The 16,865-nt window shown below is 54.4% G+C and carries 17 protein-coding genes; 12 read left to right on the top strand and 5 right to left on the bottom strand.

Annotated elements, in window-relative coordinates; all coding sequences use genetic code 11:
* The first annotated feature begins 7 nt into the window (after positions 1 to 7).
* The 5 genes from tpx to trxA all read left to right on the top strand — a co-directional run bounded on the left by tpx (position 8) and on the right by trxA (position 4,589).
* Positions 8 to 505, top strand: coding sequence for a thiol peroxidase (tpx, locus tag EKN00_RS07520; RefSeq protein WP_127849522.1), 498 nt, complete (start codon positions 8 to 10; stop codon positions 503 to 505).
* 328 nt (positions 506 to 833) lie between these two features.
* Positions 834 to 1,070 carry a cell division protein ZapA gene (locus EKN00_RS07515; protein WP_127849521.1) on the top strand — a complete coding sequence of 79 codons (237 nt, stop codon included), beginning with the start codon at positions 834 to 836 and terminating at the stop codon, positions 1,068 to 1,070.
* 17 nt (positions 1,071 to 1,087) lie between these two features.
* Complete coding sequence (locus tag EKN00_RS07510) at positions 1,088 to 1,633, top strand: CvpA family protein (protein ID WP_127849520.1); 546 nt, start codon at positions 1,088 to 1,090, stop codon at positions 1,631 to 1,633.
* Positions 1,634 to 1,721: 88 nt separating this feature from the next.
* Positions 1,722 to 4,079 (top strand): endonuclease MutS2, encoded by a 2,358-nt coding sequence (locus EKN00_RS07505; protein WP_127849519.1) that lies wholly within the window; start codon positions 1,722 to 1,724, stop codon positions 4,077 to 4,079.
* Between the two features lie 198 nt (positions 4,080 to 4,277).
* Positions 4,278 to 4,589: a thioredoxin gene (trxA, locus tag EKN00_RS07500; RefSeq protein WP_127849518.1), complete on the top strand. Its 312-nt coding sequence runs from the start codon at positions 4,278 to 4,280 to the stop codon at positions 4,587 to 4,589.
* Between the two features lie 110 nt (positions 4,590 to 4,699).
* Here trxA and EKN00_RS07495 read toward each other — a convergent pair whose 3' ends face one another.
* Entirely contained in the window at positions 4,700 to 5,143 is a 444-nt protein-coding gene (locus tag EKN00_RS07495) for a DUF2507 domain-containing protein (protein WP_164848070.1), read from the bottom strand.
* A gap of 270 nt (positions 5,144 to 5,413) precedes the next feature.
* Between EKN00_RS07495 and racE the strand changes: the two genes are divergently transcribed.
* Positions 5,414 to 6,850, top strand: a complete 1,437-nt coding sequence (gene racE / locus EKN00_RS07490) for a glutamate racemase (RefSeq protein ID WP_127849516.1) — start codon at positions 5,414 to 5,416, stop codon at positions 6,848 to 6,850.
* A gap of 28 nt (positions 6,851 to 6,878) precedes the next feature.
* On the top strand, positions 6,879 to 7,388 hold the full coding sequence (locus EKN00_RS07485) for a YfcE family phosphodiesterase (protein WP_127849515.1): 510 nt from the start codon (positions 6,879 to 6,881) through the stop codon (positions 7,386 to 7,388).
* A gap of 301 nt (positions 7,389 to 7,689) precedes the next feature.
* Here the strand turns inward: EKN00_RS07485 and EKN00_RS07480 are convergent, their stop codons facing one another.
* On the bottom strand, positions 7,690 to 8,304 hold the full coding sequence (locus EKN00_RS07480; protein WP_127849514.1) for a hypothetical protein: 615 nt from the start codon (positions 8,302 to 8,304) through the stop codon (positions 7,690 to 7,692).
* A gap of 173 nt (positions 8,305 to 8,477) precedes the next feature.
* Here EKN00_RS07480 and EKN00_RS07475 point away from each other — a divergent pair, with 173 nt between their 5' ends.
* The gene (locus EKN00_RS07475; protein WP_127849513.1) at positions 8,478 to 10,421 is read left to right on the top strand and encodes a hypothetical protein; all 1,944 of its coding nucleotides are present in this window, start codon (positions 8,478 to 8,480) and stop codon (positions 10,419 to 10,421) included.
* A gap of 167 nt (positions 10,422 to 10,588) precedes the next feature.
* Here EKN00_RS07475 and EKN00_RS07470 read toward each other — a convergent pair whose 3' ends face one another.
* Positions 10,589 to 11,536 (bottom strand): helix-turn-helix domain-containing protein, encoded by a 948-nt coding sequence (locus EKN00_RS07470; RefSeq protein WP_127849512.1) that lies wholly within the window; start codon positions 11,534 to 11,536, stop codon positions 10,589 to 10,591.
* Positions 11,537 to 11,889: 353 nt separating this feature from the next.
* Entirely contained in the window at positions 11,890 to 12,621 is a 732-nt protein-coding gene (locus EKN00_RS07465) for an MIP/aquaporin family protein (RefSeq protein ID WP_127849511.1), read from the bottom strand.
* A 328-nt stretch (positions 12,622 to 12,949) separates the two neighbouring features.
* Between EKN00_RS07465 and cbpB the strand changes: the two genes are divergently transcribed.
* Positions 12,950 to 13,393 (top strand): cyclic-di-AMP-binding protein CbpB, encoded by a 444-nt coding sequence (gene cbpB, locus EKN00_RS07460; protein WP_127849510.1) that lies wholly within the window; start codon positions 12,950 to 12,952, stop codon positions 13,391 to 13,393.
* 319 nt (positions 13,394 to 13,712) lie between these two features.
* Here cbpB and EKN00_RS07455 read toward each other — a convergent pair whose 3' ends face one another.
* The gene (locus EKN00_RS07455) at positions 13,713 to 14,591 is read right to left on the bottom strand and encodes a mechanosensitive ion channel family protein (protein WP_127849509.1); all 879 of its coding nucleotides are present in this window, start codon (positions 14,589 to 14,591) and stop codon (positions 13,713 to 13,715) included.
* 292 nt (positions 14,592 to 14,883) lie between these two features.
* On the opposite strand from EKN00_RS07455, the gene EKN00_RS07450 reads away from it, so the two are divergent.
* The 3 genes from EKN00_RS07450 to EKN00_RS07440 all read left to right on the top strand — a co-directional run bounded on the left by EKN00_RS07450 (position 14,884) and on the right by EKN00_RS07440 (position 16,756).
* On the top strand, positions 14,884 to 15,309 hold the full coding sequence (locus EKN00_RS07450) for a DUF948 domain-containing protein (RefSeq protein WP_127849508.1): 426 nt from the start codon (positions 14,884 to 14,886) through the stop codon (positions 15,307 to 15,309).
* A gap of 41 nt (positions 15,310 to 15,350) precedes the next feature.
* Positions 15,351 to 15,866 carry a YtxH domain-containing protein gene (locus EKN00_RS07445; protein WP_127849507.1) on the top strand — a complete coding sequence of 172 codons (516 nt, stop codon included), beginning with the start codon at positions 15,351 to 15,353 and terminating at the stop codon, positions 15,864 to 15,866.
* Positions 15,867 to 16,096: 230 nt separating this feature from the next.
* Complete coding sequence (locus tag EKN00_RS07440) at positions 16,097 to 16,756, top strand: HAD-IA family hydrolase (protein ID WP_127849506.1); 660 nt, start codon at positions 16,097 to 16,099, stop codon at positions 16,754 to 16,756.
* The last annotated feature ends 109 nt before the right edge of the window (positions 16,757 to 16,865 follow it).

Genomic DNA, 16,865 nt, shown 5'->3' with positions numbered 1-16,865 from the left:
ATATATTATGGAAATCACACGTCACGGCGTTAAGCAAGAAACAAGCGGTAAGGCTCCAATGATTGGGCACCAGCTGCCGGACTTTCGGGTCAAGGCAGCGGATGGCTCAGCGGTCACGCCAGCAGATTTGGCCGGCAAGCTGACCCTAATCAGCGTGGTACCAGATATCAACACCCGCGTTTGCAGTTTGTCCACGAAGAAGTTCAACGTGAACGCGGATAACTTCACGGACATCAACTTCGTCACAATTTCCACAAACCCAGCCAGCGAACAGCAGTCTTGGTGCGCCGCAGAGGGCGTGCAGAAGATGCAATTGCTGTCCGATGTGGACAAGTCATTTGGGCAGGCGATGGGCCTTTACGTTGCCGAAAACAACACCGATGCCCGCAGCGTCTGGATTATCAACGCAGACGGCAAGATTGTCTACCGGGAACTAGTCCTCGAACAAACCGAAGAACCAGATTACTCAAGCGCGTTGGCATATTTGGAAGGACACCAAAAGTAAAACAGAGCGGAGCGGGCTGATCAGAAGTTGAGGACTATCGGCGAATCGAGTTTGATGGGCGGTTTTTCCCATCAGACTCGATTCGTGGATAGCCGCAGACTTCTGGCCCGCGGAGCTCGACTACGACACGGAGCTCGACTAGGCCACCCATTTCGGCCACCTCGACTCCATCCCGCATTTTCCAAAGCTCACCCGTAGATTACCCCAGATTAAAACATTACACCAAATCCAAAAGCACACCGTGATTACCCCCGGTGTGCTTTTGCTTTGCGACCATACAAATGGTAAAATCACTATATAATTTTGTGCACAATTGGGAGGTGCGGACATGGCGGAAGAGAAACGACGGTACAAGGCGACCATTGCGGGCCGAAGCTATACCTTAATTGGTCCGGGTAGTACGGACCATTTTAGCGCTGTGACGCAAATCCTCAATGACCAGTTGGCTCAGATTCACCGTCTCCAGCCAAACTTAAGCCGTGAAGACGCTGCAGTATTGCTTGCGTTTAACGCGTTGTCCGATCAGGTGACGGCGCAGACGAGGCAGCAGGACAACGAGGCGTAGGTTAGCGGAGGATTTGGATGTTATCACTGGTTATCTTGATTTTTTTAGCCTACTGTTTTTACATAGGCGCTCGGCGCGGGTTTAAGCTGCAGGGTGTTTACACAGTTGGCTACATTATCAGCTTTTTTATTGCCCGGCTCCTAGCCGGTGTATTTCGACCATTACTCGAACTTTGGGTACCATACCCCTCGGCCACGCCCGACAGTAAGTTCGTGTTTTTCACCAGTAGCGTGGGGGTCAAACTCGATGGTGCGTTCTACTACGGCATTGCCTTCATGTTCGTTCTGGCAATTTGCTGGGTAGTAGTGCACCTGATTGCCCTGACCGTCAATGAATTGCAGTTTGATGCAATCAGTGACGAAACGGTTAACTGGCTAGCCGGTGGGGTGCTCAACTTCCTGTGCGGCTACCTGTTCATGGTCATGTTACTGTACCTAATCGCGCTCATCCCGGTTGATGGCATTCAAACAATGCTGGGGAACTCGCACATGGCGATATTAATGGTTCGGTATACACCGGTTCTATCACAACTGCTTGCTAATTGGTGGATTGTGAATGCATAAAGGGGGTGCGGCGGTCGCCGTACCCTTTTTGCGTGGGCAAAGATACTTTGCAAGCAGGATTCACGAAGCACAATACGAGGAAAAATAAATGCATAAAAAAATTCTCCAGACCTTGGAGTTCGGTCGCATTCGTGCAGCGCTTGGGCGCTACACGGTCACGGCCAAGGGTCAGGAAATGGCAGCGCGCCTCGAACCACGGGCGCATGCAGATAAGGTAAATGAAATGCTGACGGATACGGCGGATGGCGTCGATATCTTGCGGTTGCGGGGCGGGATTCCCGTGCCTGGCCTGCCGGATATTGCGCAGAGCCTGAAGCGGGTTCGCATCGGCGGGGTGCTGAACGGTGAAGAACTTGCCGGCATCAGTCGCGTTTTGCGGACCGTCAGTGGGGTCGATGATTTTCTGACCGACATGGCCGAGAACGTCGAACTGCGGCACGTTTACGCGCTGCAGGGCCAGCTGACCGTGTTGCCAGCGCTGGAACGTCGGCTCAAGACGTCAATTGAGGATGACGGCCACGTGATGGACACCGCGAGTGCCCAGCTCGGCGAGATTCGGCGTTCCATCAAGACGCTCGAGGGCCAAATTCGCGAGCGGATGGAAAGCTTCACGCGGGGCAACAGTGCCAAGTACCTGAGCGACCCGATTATCACCATTCGTGATGACCGGTACGTGATTCCGGTGCGCGCCGAGAACAAGAACCACTTCGGCGGTGTTGTCCACGACCAGAGTGCGTCGGGGCAGACCCTGTTCATCGAACCGCAAGCCATTGTTGACATGAACAACCGGCTGCGGCAGGCCCAGTTGCGCGAAGACCAGGAAGTTGCCCGCATTCTGGCGGAATTAAGTGAAGAAGTCGTTCCGTACATTGACCAGCTGTTTGATAACGCGCGGATCCTGGGCTACTTTGACTTCATCAACGCCAAGGCCAAGTACGCCGCCGAAATTAAGGCTAGTCAGCCGCACATTTCCGCGGCGGGCCTGGTTGATTTGCACCAGGCGCGGCACCCGCTGCTGGACCAGTCCAAGGTTGTCGCCAATGACATCAAGCTGGGCGAGGATTACCAGGCAATCGTGATTACCGGGCCGAACACGGGTGGGAAAACCATCACGCTCAAGACGCTGGGGTTGCTGCAGATTATGGCCCAGGCCGGTTTGTTTATTCCGGCTGACGAGGACAGCACCGTTGCCATTTTCAGCAACATCTTCGCGGACATTGGGGATGAGCAGTCAATCGAGCAGAACCTCAGTACGTTCTCCGGGCACATGGCCAACATCGTGGACATTCTGGACCACATTGATGACCACTCGCTCGCGCTGTTTGACGAGCTGGGTGCCGGCACGGATCCGCAAGAAGGGGCGGCGCTTGCAATCGCCATTCTGGATGCGGTTGGCGAAATTGGCGCGGATGTCGTTGCCACCACCCACTATCCGGAACTGAAGCTGTACGGTTACAACACGCCGGGCACGATTAACGCCTCCATGGCCTTCGACGTGGACACACTCCAGCCGACCTATCACCTGCTCATTGGGGTGCCGGGGCGCAGTAACGCCTTTGAAATTGCCGCGCGGCTGGGCCTTAATCAGCAGATTGTCGACCGGGCCAAGCTACTCATTAGCAGTGACTCACACGAGCTCAATGACATGATTTCCGACCTCGAAAAAGAGCGGCAGGCGGCGGCCATGACCGATTCGAACCTGCAGCGGGAACTGGATGAGGCAACCCGGCTGCACAACGAGCTCGAGAGTGCCTACACCGACCTGAACGCGCGCAAGGATGCCCAGCTTAAGGAAGCCAAGACCAAGGCGAACGCGCTCGTGATGCACGCCCAGGCCGAAGCCGACAAGATTATCAAGGAACTGCGCAAGCTCCAGCAGCAGGCGCCCCGGATGATTAAGGACAACCAGCTGATTGACGCCAAGACGCGTCTGTCCAAGTTGCACGAAGATGAACCACTGGCCCAAAACAAGGTGCTGAAGAAGGCACGAGCCAAGCAGTCACTCAAGGTCGGCAACACGGTCAAGGTGCTGCAGTATGGGCAAAACGGGACGCTGGTGCAGAAGCTGGACAACCATCAGTGGCAGGTCCAGGTCGGCATCATCAAGATGACGGTCGCTGAAGACGGACTGGAGAAGCTGAAGGAACCGAACCAGGAGAAGCCAAAGCGGCAGATGGCCCACCTGAAGGGCGTTAACAGCGGTCCGGGTGCGACCCTGGATTTGCGGGGACAGCGGTACAACGAGGCCATGGCCAACTTGGACCGGTACATCGATGCAGCACTGCTCGCCAATTACCCAACCGTGACGATTGTCCACGGACTCGGCACCGGGGCAATCCGCAACGGGGTGACCGAGTACCTGAAGCGCAACCGCAACGTGAAGAAGTTTGGTTACGCGCCGGCCAACGCCGGTGGTAGCGGGGCAACCATCGTCGAATTCAAGTAGCAGCACTCATTAAGTTGGGCCGGGCTTTACCCGATGGTGGTAATGCGCCGAACGGATTAAGCGAAGGAATTGTGGCACTGCCACGCCCAAGACGTTACGGTTTTGCTTGGGGTTTACAAAGACTGGGCCAACATGATAGAATGAACTTACAAAAGGTAAGCGTCGGGCGTGCCGGCGTAAATTTGAGGGGGAAATCTCATGGTTAAAGTAGTTACTGATCAGGATTTTGCAGCTGAAACCGACACTGGTGTCGTTCTCACGGACTTCTGGGCAACTTGGTGTGGTCCTTGCCGCATGCAGTCACCAGTAGTTGAGAAGCTGGACGAAAGCATGGACAACGTTAAGTTCACCAAGATGGACGTTGATGCTAACCCAGAAACCCCTAAGAGCTTTGGTATCCAGGCAATCCCAACCCTGCTCATCAAGAAGGATGGCAAGCCGGTGGAACAGATTGTGGGTTACCACACGAAGGACCAGCTGGAAGAGATTCTGAACAAGTACACAGACTAATTCAAAAAAAGCCAAGGCGATTTTTCGCCTTGGCTTTTTTGGTGCAATGTAATAATGATGCTGGTGGCTATTGCCCCCGTAATTGCGGGCAGCGGGCGCGCAAACTTGGATCAGATGATTTGCTGCTCCTCACTTGGGTCGATGCCGACGGTGAACGTGACGGTCGTGCCGTGCACCGTACTTGTCGCCTCGGCGGTCATGCCGAGTTTTTGCTGAATGAGCTGGGCCAAAAGTCCGGCCTCGAACTGGAAGTCGGCTTGCTTGAAGTTTTGCAGCCGCACGTTAACGGGAGTCCCCGTCAGCGTGTACGTCCGCAGCTTGAGCTTCATCTTGTCTTGCTGCAAGCTGCCGAGTCCGAGCGCACTGAACACAGCCGGAATCTGGTCGTCCGGAACTGGTAGGCGCATGGCAAGGTCGCGACCAGCAAAGTACGTGATTGTACTAGCCTGCTCACCCAGTAAATCTGGTAAAACGACGTCGCGCAGCATTAGCTGCCCGAACAGTGGGGTCGTATCGTCCCCGTGCATTAAGTCGGTGTATTGTGGTTCCGCCATTTTGACGCCTCCTAGATAATACATTCAGTATACAGAATCCACGGCCCAAAAAACATTAGGGAACGTAAAAAGTTGGCAAACAAGTGTAATTTGTGGGCAAACGTTCGTTAAAAAAGGTTGATTAGTTTAACTTGCGGCTTTGCCCCTTGAAATTTTACTGGAAGCGGATGACAATGTAGTTTCAGGGTTTTAACCGAGATGCAAGATAGGCACAAATTTTGGCGCGCAACGCCGCGATTTCGCGTTGCCACTTAGAAGAGGGATTTGAAGATGAAGGAAGCACCAATTGGTTTTATTGATTCCGGTGTCGGCGGATTGACCGTCGTCAAGGAGGCTTTGCGGCAACTTCCCCACGAGAACGTCATTTTTCTTGGGGACCAAGCACGTTTGCCGTACGGTCCCCGGCCAGCGGAACAGGTGGTGCAGTTCACCTGGCAGATGACCAACTTCATGCGCAAGAAGGGCATCAAGATGCTCGTAATTGCGTGCAACACGGCTACGGCCGCCGCACTTGATACACTGAAGGAGCACCTGGACATTCCGGTCGTTGGCGTGATTGTGCCTGGTTCGCGGGCAGCGGTCAAGGCCACGGGCACCGGCCGCATTGGCGTCATCGCCACGGAGGGGACCGTGCGCAGCGATGCCTACGCGAAGGCGCTGCACCGGCGCAACGAAAACCTGTCCGTCACCAGCCTGGCTGCACCTAAGTTCGTGCCAGTCGTCGAGAGCAACGAGTACGCCGACCCAATTGCTGAGCGGGTCGTTAGCGAAACGCTGAAGCCGATGGTGGCGGCGAACGTCGACACCCTGGTAATGGGGTGCACGCACTACCCACTTCTGCGGCCGTTCATCCAGGAAACGATGGGCAAGAACGTGAAGCTAATCGACTCCGGCGCGGAAACGGTCAGCGAAGTGTCGGTGTTGCTCGATTACTTTGATATGGCCAACCCCCAGACCAAGACGGGCACGCGCGAGTTTTACACGACGGGCCACCCGGCAATGTTCAAAACCATCGCGGCGGACTGGCTCGGGTTGGACAACCTGACGGCCCAGCACGTGACAATTACGGGTGAGGCCGACCACTACGTCGAAGATTTTGCCGAAAATGGTCAAACCGTCGTGGTCGCATCGACGAACAAGGGTAAGGTCAGTGAAATCGCCAAGTTCTTCGCCAAGCGCGGCATTGCCGTCAAGAGTCTGGCCGACTTCCCGAACGTTGCGACCGTCGACGAAACGGGCACAACCTTCGAGGAGAACGCGAAGCTGAAGGCGCATGGTTATAGTGAGCAGCTGGGGTTGCCAGTGCTGGCGGATGACTCCGGGCTCATGGTGGACGCACTGGACGGGGCGCCGGGCGTCTTCTCCGCGCGTTACGCCGGCGATGCGCACAACGATGCGGCCAACAACGCCAAGCTATTGGCAGAACTGGGCGGTACTCCGCGGGAGAAGCGCACCGCGCACTTCAAGACCACGCTGGTGCTGTCACACCCTGGCCGCACGCAAGACGATGTGGTCGCTGAGGGCAGTGTTGACGGTGTAATTGGCATCGTGCCTGAAGGGGACAACGGCTTTGGCTACGATCCATTCTTCTTCTTGCCAGAGTTAGGTAAGACCATGGCGCAGCTAACCACGGAAGAGAAGAACAGAATTAGCCACCGGGGCAACGCATTACGCGCGCTCGGGGCCAAACTTGATGCACTGAAGTAAGAAGTAAGACAATGCTGGAGGTAATCTAATGCGGATTTTGGCGGTGAGTGACACACACGGGGATGACTTGATTTTGCAGGAACTGCTGGTTCAGTACCCCGATATGGACGGCTATTTCTACGCGGGCGATTCCGAACTGCGGTATGACAATCCACTGTTTAAGACGTACGCCGCGGTGCGGGGCAACATGGACTTTGATGATAATTTCCCGGACACGGTGACAAAGACGATTGCGGGGACGACCATCTTCATGACGCACGGCCACCTGTACGGCGTCGGGTTCGGCATGGAGAAACTCGTCGCTGCGGCCAGTGCCGTTAACGCGCGGGTTGCAATCTACGGGCACACGCACGTCGCCAAGGCGGAGCAGCACTCCGGCGTTGTCTGCATCAACCCCGGCAGCATCAGCCAGCCACGCGGCGAACTGCGCAACCTCGGCGGGACGTACGCACTGATTGAGGTCCAAGGCAGCCAGGTGACGGTTCAGTACGCATCACGCAAGGGTATCATCCCGGAACTGACGCAGGTTTTTAGTTAGGCATAGGCTGCACGCGCAGTTGCGTGGCAATAAAAAGAGCATGTGACGACCAGTAGCTTTCTGGTTGGCACATGCTCTTTTTTGGTGGGGAAAATTTAGAATTGCGTTGAGGATTGATGGTATGAGTTACAAGCTAAAACGATAACTTAACCTTTAAATAGCGTACTAGTCAGGTGCTAACTGTGACTTTAGTCTGGAAACGGCGGTTTTCCGGCGCCAGACGATTTACGCGGCGAAGTACCCCCGAGGCCTAGCCCAGCCCCGGAGGCCAACCCCGCAGCGCAAAGCGGCCCGCGTGTTCCTACTTAGGCGTCGAGGCGATGTTGATGATCTTGCTGTTGTCGAACTTGACCGTCAAGCTGCTGCCGTCATCCAGACTATACTGCCATGTGTGCAGGATGTGGCCATCACTTGTGCGGTTCTCGCTTTGGGAATAGGCGGTGCCCAGAGCCTTTTTGACGTTGGCTTCCGAGTCGCCAACCTTAATCGTATCGGCCGCCTTGCGCGTTGCCACCTTGCTCGACTTGGCCTTGGTTGCGCTCACGATGCTCTTCATGAACGCGCCGCGGCTGCCGCCCTTACCGGCAAACGTGATGGTGATGCGGCTGTTACCTTTGCGCCACTGGTACGTGGTGGCGTCAAAGCCGGCAACCTTGAATGAAGAATTACCGGTCTCGCTGCCAAAAGCGTTATCAGCGTCGGCTTTCACCCAGGCATCCGGCTTGGCGGAGCTGGCTTTGCTCAAAAAATTGAGGTTGATGCGCTCGTAATCGCTCAGGCTGTAGGCGATTTTGTTGGCCGGACTGAGCGCTACGGAGGATGAACTGCTCTTCTTGGCATCGTTAGTGTGGCTTCCGCAAGCGGCCAGCAACGTGAGGCTAAGGATAATTGGAATTAGTAATTTGATTTTTTTCATAACAAATTCTCCTCAGATGTATGGCATTATCTTAGCACGTCAAACGGGGATGGAATAGCGGATTTACAAAAATCACCTTAAGAATAGATGTGAAATAGGGCTGTGGCTGGCGCAACGGTGCTTTTTTGCGTAGAGTAGACATATAATTGTCCGGATTTCTTAGATTGGGTGAAATGATGAAGCGAAATGTTCCACGCGCGTGGCGTGAGCGGTTGGTGGTTGCGGGAGTCATCGTTATGGTGGCGTTCCTGACCATCCTGCCGCAGTATCTGAATCACAGTTTAATTGTTGGCGTTGATGCCATCTTCCACTTCAACCGCTTTTATGACGTTGCGCAGCAGATTAGTCAGCACAATTACAGCTATTTTCAGTCGAATTATGGGTTCCAGCAAACGGGCCGAATTGTGAACGCCCTCTATGGTCCGTACCTGGCCTATGCTTTGGGGTGGATTCTCCTGCACGCCGCCAGCTGGGTTAAGTTCGAACTGATTGTCGGCTTTTTGATTGAACTCATTGCCGGTAGTGGTGCGTACATACTGGCCCGGACCGCTGGCAGCAAGCGCCGGTTCGCCCTTGCCGCTAGTTTGCTCTACATGCTCACCGGCTGGGTGCCATCGTGGATTACCACCCAGGAATTCATGGGGTGGGGGGCCGCGCTCATGCCGTTTGTGCTCGCGTGCGGGGTATACATGTTGCGCAACCCCGATCGACGGGTGCCGATATTTGCCCTGTCCCTGAGCGCGGCGGTGCTGGTACAAACACACGCGCTTAGTTCCGTGATTATTGCCGTCGCGATGATTCCCTTTGTTGTTGCCGCCTTTGTTCGCAGTCACCGCAAAGTGTCGTTTACGGTCAGCATTCTCGGTGGGATTCTGATTGTGTTGCTGCTCACGGTCAACGTGTGGGGCGCGATGCTTGAAGTGTACGGGTCCAATCACGTGCTTGCCCCGTACATGCCGCTGAATTCCGGCACGTATACCAGCAAGTTGTCGCTCGGCAATTACGGCCGCGGCACACTTGGCGGCAGTCTGGGGATTGTCTGCACCGCGGCGTTCATTGCCCAGATTCTGGCGCTGATTTTTCGGCGCAACCGGCACGTGGTCGACGTCATCATTACGGCAACCGGCGCCGCGTTCCTCATTTTGGCCAGCTCGCTAATTCCCTGGAACACAATCGTGGCCCAGCACAACATCGTGGGCAGCTACCTGCAGTTCCCATCGCGCTTTGCCCCGGTGGCGACGTTGCTGCTGCTCACCGGTCTTGCGCGGACGCTCAGTCAGGTGGAAATGTCCCTCGGGCTCACCGGCAAACAGATTCTGTCCGGTATCCTCGCGTTTGGCGTGATTCTGGTGGGTTACCAGACGATGTCCGACGTGGGGCGCGTGGCGGATGAGTGGAATAAGCCGAAAATGCTACAGTCCACGTCCAGTGTTACCCTCCAGGCACCGGATTTGACCACCATTCGGGAGGCGTTTGCCGGCAGTGATTTGGGTCTGCCGCTGCAAATGGTCACGAAGGCCACACCCGATTATCTGCCCGTACCGGATGAATCCGTTGATTGGCTGAAGAACAACAGTCAGTACGCCCTGTACCACAACCAAACGGTACTGGTCACAACGCCGGACACCGCCATTAAGGGCCAGATTGGGAACAAGATTGACGCCAACGCGTACGCTGAGCAGGCTCAGGAAATCAACGATGCCAGTCCTTACGTTATCTACTACGACCAAATCGTTGCTAAGACCCCGAACTTCACCAAGAAAGCCATTAGTGGCGGCCGTCTGCAGGTTCAGTGGCAGGCCAAAAAGCACGGGGTGGTTCAGGTGCCCGTGGTGAGTTACGCGCACACGCAGCTGCGGCTCAACGGCCACCGTCTGCGGGCCGCCGATTTCGAACGTACGGACATCGGGGCGGTCATTGTGCCGCAAAAGCGCGGCAACAATACCCTGACGCTCAAATACGTGCCCACCAGCAGAACGCGCTTTTTGCTGGCCGGGGCACCGTTCATGTGGCTGCTGTTTGCGGCTGCCTGGCTTCTCACCTTGCTGTGGCATTTACGTAACCGGCGAAAAAATAACGTGACGCTTACTGCAAGCACGGACCAGAACACTAAATGACTTGCAACGAGAAGCTTCTGGACGTTTGGTGTGTGCACTTGGCCGAGAAACCGGCGCTTATTTATACGCAATTAGTTGCGCGCAGGGCTAATATTGAATGATTCAGGCGAAGCGAAAGCCCGTCACCCCTTATTCAGGCGTGGCGGGCTTTTTACTGGTGTGGTTATTTAGGCTAGATTCTCCCAATCGGTTGCTTCAATTGCGTGAAGGCAGTTGCGCAGGGCTTGCCCCAAGGCGGAGTTCTTTTCAACCCCGTCGGCGACGAAATCCAGGGCCAAGTCCCCGGCGGCGGCAAGTTTCAGCGCCGCATTATGCTCGCCATCCAGGTGCAGCGCGCAGATGCGGGTGAACTGTTGCACGAGCCGGAAGCACAAATTGTCCTCGGTCGCGGAATAAGATTGAATCGTGTGCACCGCCCACATGATGTTGCTGGCTACGTGCCCATCAACGGCGGCGTTCAGCAGGAACAAGCACATGTGGTTGTGGCTGGATTCGGAATGCGCGGCCGCCCACTGCTCAGCACGAGACACTGACTGGTCGTGCTGAATGCGATCGACGGTGGTTTTAACGAGGCCAAAATCAAGGAAGGGCAGTGTGTCGATTGCGAGCGACCACTCAAAGGAGGTCCACTCTCCGTAAGTGCTGAGCCTGCCCACTAACTGACTGGCCAGCTGCTTGCTCTTAGCGGTGTTGCCAGCATTGCGCGCCGCCAGCACCCGGCAGAACTGATCGATTTCGTGCAGCCCGTCGTTGTGACTTTCAAGCGCTACCTCGTGAATGCGCGCGTGCAGGTCACTAAACCCAGCGGCGAGTTTCTCGTCGTTCGGCTTGCTCGTGTACAGCAAGTCTTCCAGTTGCTCAATGAGCCGGGTTGGCATGGACATTTCGTCGACGAACACAGCGCTCAGTTCCGCATAACTAAGCCGAAGCACCTCAAGCACCTTGATTAGAACCGGCAACCGAATTTCGGACTTATCATTGATGATGCGCACGTACGTCGCCTTGGAAATATCGCAATAGGCGCACAGGCGGTTCACCGTGATGTTCTTCCGCTTACGTAGCTCGTTGATGGTTTGGCCCACCGAAGTGTATTTTACGTATGTATTATCAGTCAATAGCTATTCCCCCCGTAGCAACCTATGTGCTACCAATACATTCCCCGCGCTTATCGTATCGTTTATTTAGGGTGGTGGCAAATGGCTAGGATAACTATACAAATGCCCAAATGACGCGGATACGGGCGAAATCTAGTCCTAGTGGTATGGCTTTTGCATAAAAATTGTAATGTATGGTAGGTATAAATTATGCGTGTATTAATTCTGGCTTGCGGGTTTAGGCGTTGCTGGATGCGCAAAATTAGGGGCGTCGAGCTTGATGGACCAGCGATGCGCAGCGGCTAACGGCCAATTTTAATTATTTTAAGTAAACAAAACGGGTGCCGACCATGAGATCAGCACCCGTTACTAGTTTACATGAAGAAGAATTTGTAAGTTGCCACACCGCAAATCCCGGCAAGGATTGGGGCGAGAACTGGCACCCAGGAGTAACCCCAATCGGAGTTGCCCTTGTTGTGCAGTGGCAAAAGGGCGTGAACAATCCGGGGACCGAGGTCACGTGCGGGGTTCAGGCCAGGTCCGGTTGGGCCACCAAGACTTGCAACCAGGGTCGCAACGAGGAAGCCAAGACCGAAGTGGGCGACACCAACGTTTTGCGCGAAGAATGGTGCCTTCGTAATCCCAAGCGCACCGAGGAAGAGGATGTAGGAGCCAATGAATTCGTTGACGAACCCATTGAGCTTGCTCTTCGTGGCGTTAATGGTCGCGAATGTCCCGAGGATATGCTGCGGGTTGGTGGTCATGTCGTAGTGGGGCTTGTATGCTGCAACCACGAGGAGCTGGCCGACGATGGCGCCGGCGAACTGGGCCAGAATGTATGGCAGAACCTCACTCCATGGGAACAAGCCGGAAGCGGCCAGGCCGATGGTGAAGGCGGGGTTGATGTGGTTTCCAGAGATGGAACCGAACATCAGGGCGGGGATGAGCACCCCACAGCCGTAACCGACCGCGATGAGCATCCAGTCAGACCCGTTACCCTTAGTCCCCTTGAGGTCAACGTTGGCAACTGACCCGTTACCCAGAATAATCATAATTGCTGTACCGATGAATTCAGCAACGAGCCGAACCCCTAAATCGTAAGTCACAGTATTTCCTCCTAATATTTATACTCCAGCGTATCTAGTGGTTGCACTTGAGCAATCGGTGCAAATACGTCGAAAATAGTATGTACCTTTTTGAAAAAATAACCAAACAGTCTGAATTTTAGCAGATAAAATGCGTACTGTCATTTAAGTTTTTGAAGTTTCTGACAATGTTAGCGCTACCTACTGCATTTTTAATGCCGACCGGGTAAAATAATAGGAGTTAGCAAAGAAAATAGCCGGCCTGACGGGTAAAACCGCGGTGGCAATTAACACCGGCCGGCACAGTTAAGCTGAGCGGCTGCTCGGCGAATAGAAGGGAACAAAGCAATTGATTGACCCCGAGATAAATGAAATTTTGATGCAAAACAAGGAGCACTTCGTCATTCCCGCATCACGCGTGGCGACGGTGCAGGCGGACAACTCATTGACGCACGCATTTTTGGTGTTAACCAAGGTGCGCTATTCCAAGATTCCGGTGCTGGGCGCCGATGATCAGTTTGAGGGCCTGCTGTCCATGCCGATGATCACGGAGACCATGCTCGGACTGGAGAAGCTCAGTTTCGACAAACTGGACACTCTGTGCGTCGGTGACGTGATGCAAACGGATGTGGCGACCATCGAGAATCCTTACGACACGGAGGACGTGTTGCACTTGCTGGTCGACAACCCGTTCCTACCAGTGGTTGCGGACACGGGAGAGTTCACGGGCATTGTGACCCGCCGTGAATGGATGAAAACTTTCAACCACCTAGTCCACACTGTGCGGGGGTAGGCATAATCAGTGAGGGGCTTGGCCTGGCCTCGGTGTGTATTTTCGCGATTGCTGTGGCGGTCGGTTGGGGCCGGACAGACGCCATCGCCAGACTAACAATTCGGCTTGGCGTCGTCGCCGTTAGCGTCTGGTTAGTATGCGACTTGAGAGTTATCTCGTTTCCGCTTAAGCTTGCAGCCATCAGTTCCTCAATACAAATCTAGATTTTCCCAACAAAATAGGGGTGTGCCAGCCGCAAACAACTGCGGGCGGCACACTCCTATTTTGATGCACACCTGAGATCTTTCCTGGACACTCCGGCCCAGTTGCAACCCCCGAGCTACTTGCCCGGTGCTTGCGGGGTGGGTGCGGTGCGTAGCTGAATGCCCGCTTTGGTGAGGGCATCCACGTACGCCGCGAGAAACTGCCGCTGGGCTGCCAGCTGGTTGCCCGGCGTCGTGGTCAGGAGAACCTGGTAGACGAAGCCGCCCCAGCTATTTTGACTAAGGCCGAGCAGCTGGGGTGCGGCCGTGAGCTCGGTTGAATTCGGGCCGAGTTCCTTGTTAACCTGCGTCAGGATTTGTTCAATCTCTGCGGTGTGGCCGCCACCAGCTAAGGGAATGCTGACGGTGATGTTCATCGCGTTGCGGGACAGGTTCCGCACGATGGTGATGCTGCGGTTGGGAATGAAGTTGAGGGTGCCGTCAGCGCTCGTGATTTTGGTCGTGCGCAGACCGACAGCGGTGACGGTGCCGGCGATGTCGCCAATCTGGACGGAATCACCCACGTCAAGTTGGCCTTCCATGATGATGAAGAAACCATTGACGAGGTCGCTGACGAAGCCCTGGGCACCAAACCCAACGGCTAACCCAACGATTCCGGCACCAGCAATCAGCGTGCCAACGGGAATACCGATAATGGTGAGAAAACTGTACGCGTAAAAGAAGCCCACCACGTAGACGAACGTGTTCTGGGTCAATGCGCCCATGGTGTCGACCCGTCCGCCGGCATCGACGCGTTGCCGGTAGTGCTCAAAGGCGCGGTGAATTAGGAATTTGCCCAGCCGCCTGATGAGAAGGAAGATTAGGGTGAGGAAAATAAGCTGGATGCCCCGATCAATTAGGGTGTCCGTGATTTTTTCCCAATTAGTCCGTTCAAAGTAACGGACAATGGCGTTTGCACGTTTAGTCGTGATGGCTGTTGCGGTGAGATAATTCACGCGAAGACGTCCTTTCTGCTTCACTACATGTGGCTCTGGTGTATGTAAATAGTGTAGCAGAGAATTATGCGCGCGGACACAAAATCGGCGTAAAAGACGTGCGGTAAGCGGATACAGTTTTTGGTGACTTTTTGGCGTAAACCGCGTAAACTAGAAATCACAGAGTGTTATTCGGTGTTATTTTGCCGGACAAAACTCGACGAAAAAGACGGAAACTCAGTCGAAAAATTGAATGCGCAATCTCAAGATGGTATCCTTGGAGTACATAGCGTATCGGAAAGGATGGTGTGGCATGACATTAGGACAAGTCGCGGGGTTAATTGCAGCAATTGCATTTTTGATTATTGCACTGGCAATTCTGGTTGTCGGTTGGCAAATCAGCCGGGCAATTAAGGAAGTTAAACCAACAATTGGTGAGGTGCGGCAAACACTGAATGTAGTCAATGGTGAACTTGGCACATTGACCAAAGAAGTTGAGGATTTAATGGTCAAGACCAACGATTTGCTGGCTGACGTCAACGGCAAGGTAGCCGCAATCGACCCAGTGTTCAACGCAATGGGTGATTTGGGCGAAAGCGTCAGCGACTTGAACTCAGCTGCGCGTAACCTGACTGAACGGCTCGATGCAACTGCCGGCAGCGCCAAGACTTCGCTGGCAGTTAAGGCAGGCAAAACCGCATTTTCTGTATTACGTTCCCAAATGAGCAAGAAGAAATAAGACTAACCACAACTTTGAATAATTGATTGGAGGATTTATTTATGTCTAAGAGTAAAAACTTTGTACTGGGCTTTATCCTTGGTAGTGCTGCAGCAATTGCCACCACGTACTTGCTGACACCTCAGACCACGAGCGAATTGAAGCGCAAGTTGCGCGACGGTAAGGACCAGATTTCAGACCGCGCGGCTGACTACTTTGAATACGCAAAGGATGCAACGGGTGATTTGCGTAGCAGTGCCGAAGAATTCGTTACCGGCCTCAAGACCAAGATTGAAAAGCCACAGCCCCTCGACATGGATGACTACGATGCAGCAACCGCAGAAGTGCGGGCTGCAGTCACCGACGACGACGATGAAGACGACGACGAAAACTTCGACGACATCGTGGTTGACGGCAAGAGTGCCTTTGCCCAGGCGAAGGACGCTGGCGAAGCTGAAGCAGTTGCCGAAGAAGCCGATGCCGCAGCTGCTGCCGAAGAACCAGCAGCAGACGAACCAGCAGAACCAGCCGCTGACCAGCCAGCCGCACCAGCTGACGACGACAAGCCAGAAGCTTAATTAATTCACAAAACAAGGTGAGCCCGAGCGGCTTACCTTGTTTTTTTGTGCCCAAAGCAGGTATTTGTGAGTTGCAATCCGTTATTTGACATATTGAGGGCGAATTCAGCCAGGCTATGACCGTTAGCTGGACGCGCCACTTTGTTGAAAATAAGAGACTGGAAAACTTGCGGCGTTTCGGGGATAATGAAGGCTGTTGCGACACTTATTTTGATGGAGGATGGCATAACATGAGCAAGACGCTTTTTTTCGATTTCGACGGCACAATCGCTGACTCAGAACAGGGCATTGTGAACGGCATTAAGTACATGATCAACAATCTTGGGGTCAAGGAACTAACTGCGGCTGAATACCGTGACTGGATTGGCCCAAGTCTTGCCTACAGCATCAACAAATACTTTCCTCAGTTCGATGAAAAGGGTGTGCGGCACGCGATTCACCTGTACCAGGATTACTACAACGCGCAGGGAATCTTCGAGTTGCAACTGTACAAGGATGTTCCCGAAACCTTGGCTAAGCTGCAAGACGAGGGTTACCAGATGGCAGTAGCGTCCTCCAAGCCGGAGCACATGATCAAGCGGATTGTCGAGCATTTCGGCATGAATGATTTGTTCACAGGGCTTTACGGCGCATCCGAAGACGAGAAGACGCGCGTGTCCAAGACGGACGTTCTGGCCTATGCAATCAAGCAGACGCATGCCGACAAGAACCAGAGCCTCATGATTGGCGACCGGTTCACCGATATCGAAGGCGGGCGCAATAACAAAGTGGCAACGCTCGGTGTCACATACGGGTTCGGCGATTTGGCAGAACTGCGCAAGGCCGGTGCCGCCCGCATCATCAACAAGCCCACCGAACTGGACTCCGCCGCCCAGGAGATTCTGGCATAATTTCCAGCGACAGTTGTTTTAGTGGTAGTAGGTACTGAGTGGTATAGGGGCCGCGCCTGGGCGGGGCCGGTGCGCGTTCCGTGCGGCTGGGATTTTCCGTGCGGCCGGT

This window comes from Lacticaseibacillus hulanensis, from assembly GCF_004010095.1.
Classification (GTDB): domain Bacteria; phylum Bacillota; class Bacilli; order Lactobacillales; family Lactobacillaceae; genus Lacticaseibacillus; species Lacticaseibacillus hulanensis.
The sequence above is the reverse complement of the archived record's forward strand: the minus strand, read 5'-3'. Positions and strand labels throughout refer to the sequence as shown.

Coding starts and splice junctions, on each gene's coding strand:
- tpx (WP_127849522.1), top strand. CDS start 8: ATGGAAATCACACGTCACGGCGTTAAGCAAGAAACAAGCGGTAAGGCT.
- EKN00_RS07495 (WP_164848070.1), bottom strand. CDS start 5,143: ATGGCGGAACCACAATACACCGACTTAATGCACGGGGACGATACGACC.
- EKN00_RS07515 (WP_127849521.1), top strand. CDS start 834: ATGGCGGAAGAGAAACGACGGTACAAGGCGACCATTGCGGGCCGAAGC.
- EKN00_RS07510 (WP_127849520.1), top strand. CDS start 1,088: ATGTTATCACTGGTTATCTTGATTTTTTTAGCCTACTGTTTTTACATA.
- EKN00_RS07475 (WP_127849513.1), top strand. CDS start 8,478: ATGATGAAGCGAAATGTTCCACGCGCGTGGCGTGAGCGGTTGGTGGTT.
- EKN00_RS07440 (WP_127849506.1), top strand. CDS start 16,097: ATGAGCAAGACGCTTTTTTTCGATTTCGACGGCACAATCGCTGACTCA.
- EKN00_RS07445 (WP_127849507.1), top strand. CDS start 15,351: ATGTCTAAGAGTAAAAACTTTGTACTGGGCTTTATCCTTGGTAGTGCT.
- EKN00_RS07450 (WP_127849508.1), top strand. CDS start 14,884: ATGACATTAGGACAAGTCGCGGGGTTAATTGCAGCAATTGCATTTTTG.
- EKN00_RS07485 (WP_127849515.1), top strand. CDS start 6,879: ATGCGGATTTTGGCGGTGAGTGACACACACGGGGATGACTTGATTTTG.
- EKN00_RS07505 (WP_127849519.1), top strand. CDS start 1,722: ATGCATAAAAAAATTCTCCAGACCTTGGAGTTCGGTCGCATTCGTGCA.
- EKN00_RS07480 (WP_127849514.1), bottom strand. CDS start 8,304: ATGAAAAAAATCAAATTACTAATTCCAATTATCCTTAGCCTCACGTTG.
- racE (WP_127849516.1), top strand. CDS start 5,414: ATGAAGGAAGCACCAATTGGTTTTATTGATTCCGGTGTCGGCGGATTG.
- trxA (WP_127849518.1), top strand. CDS start 4,278: ATGGTTAAAGTAGTTACTGATCAGGATTTTGCAGCTGAAACCGACACT.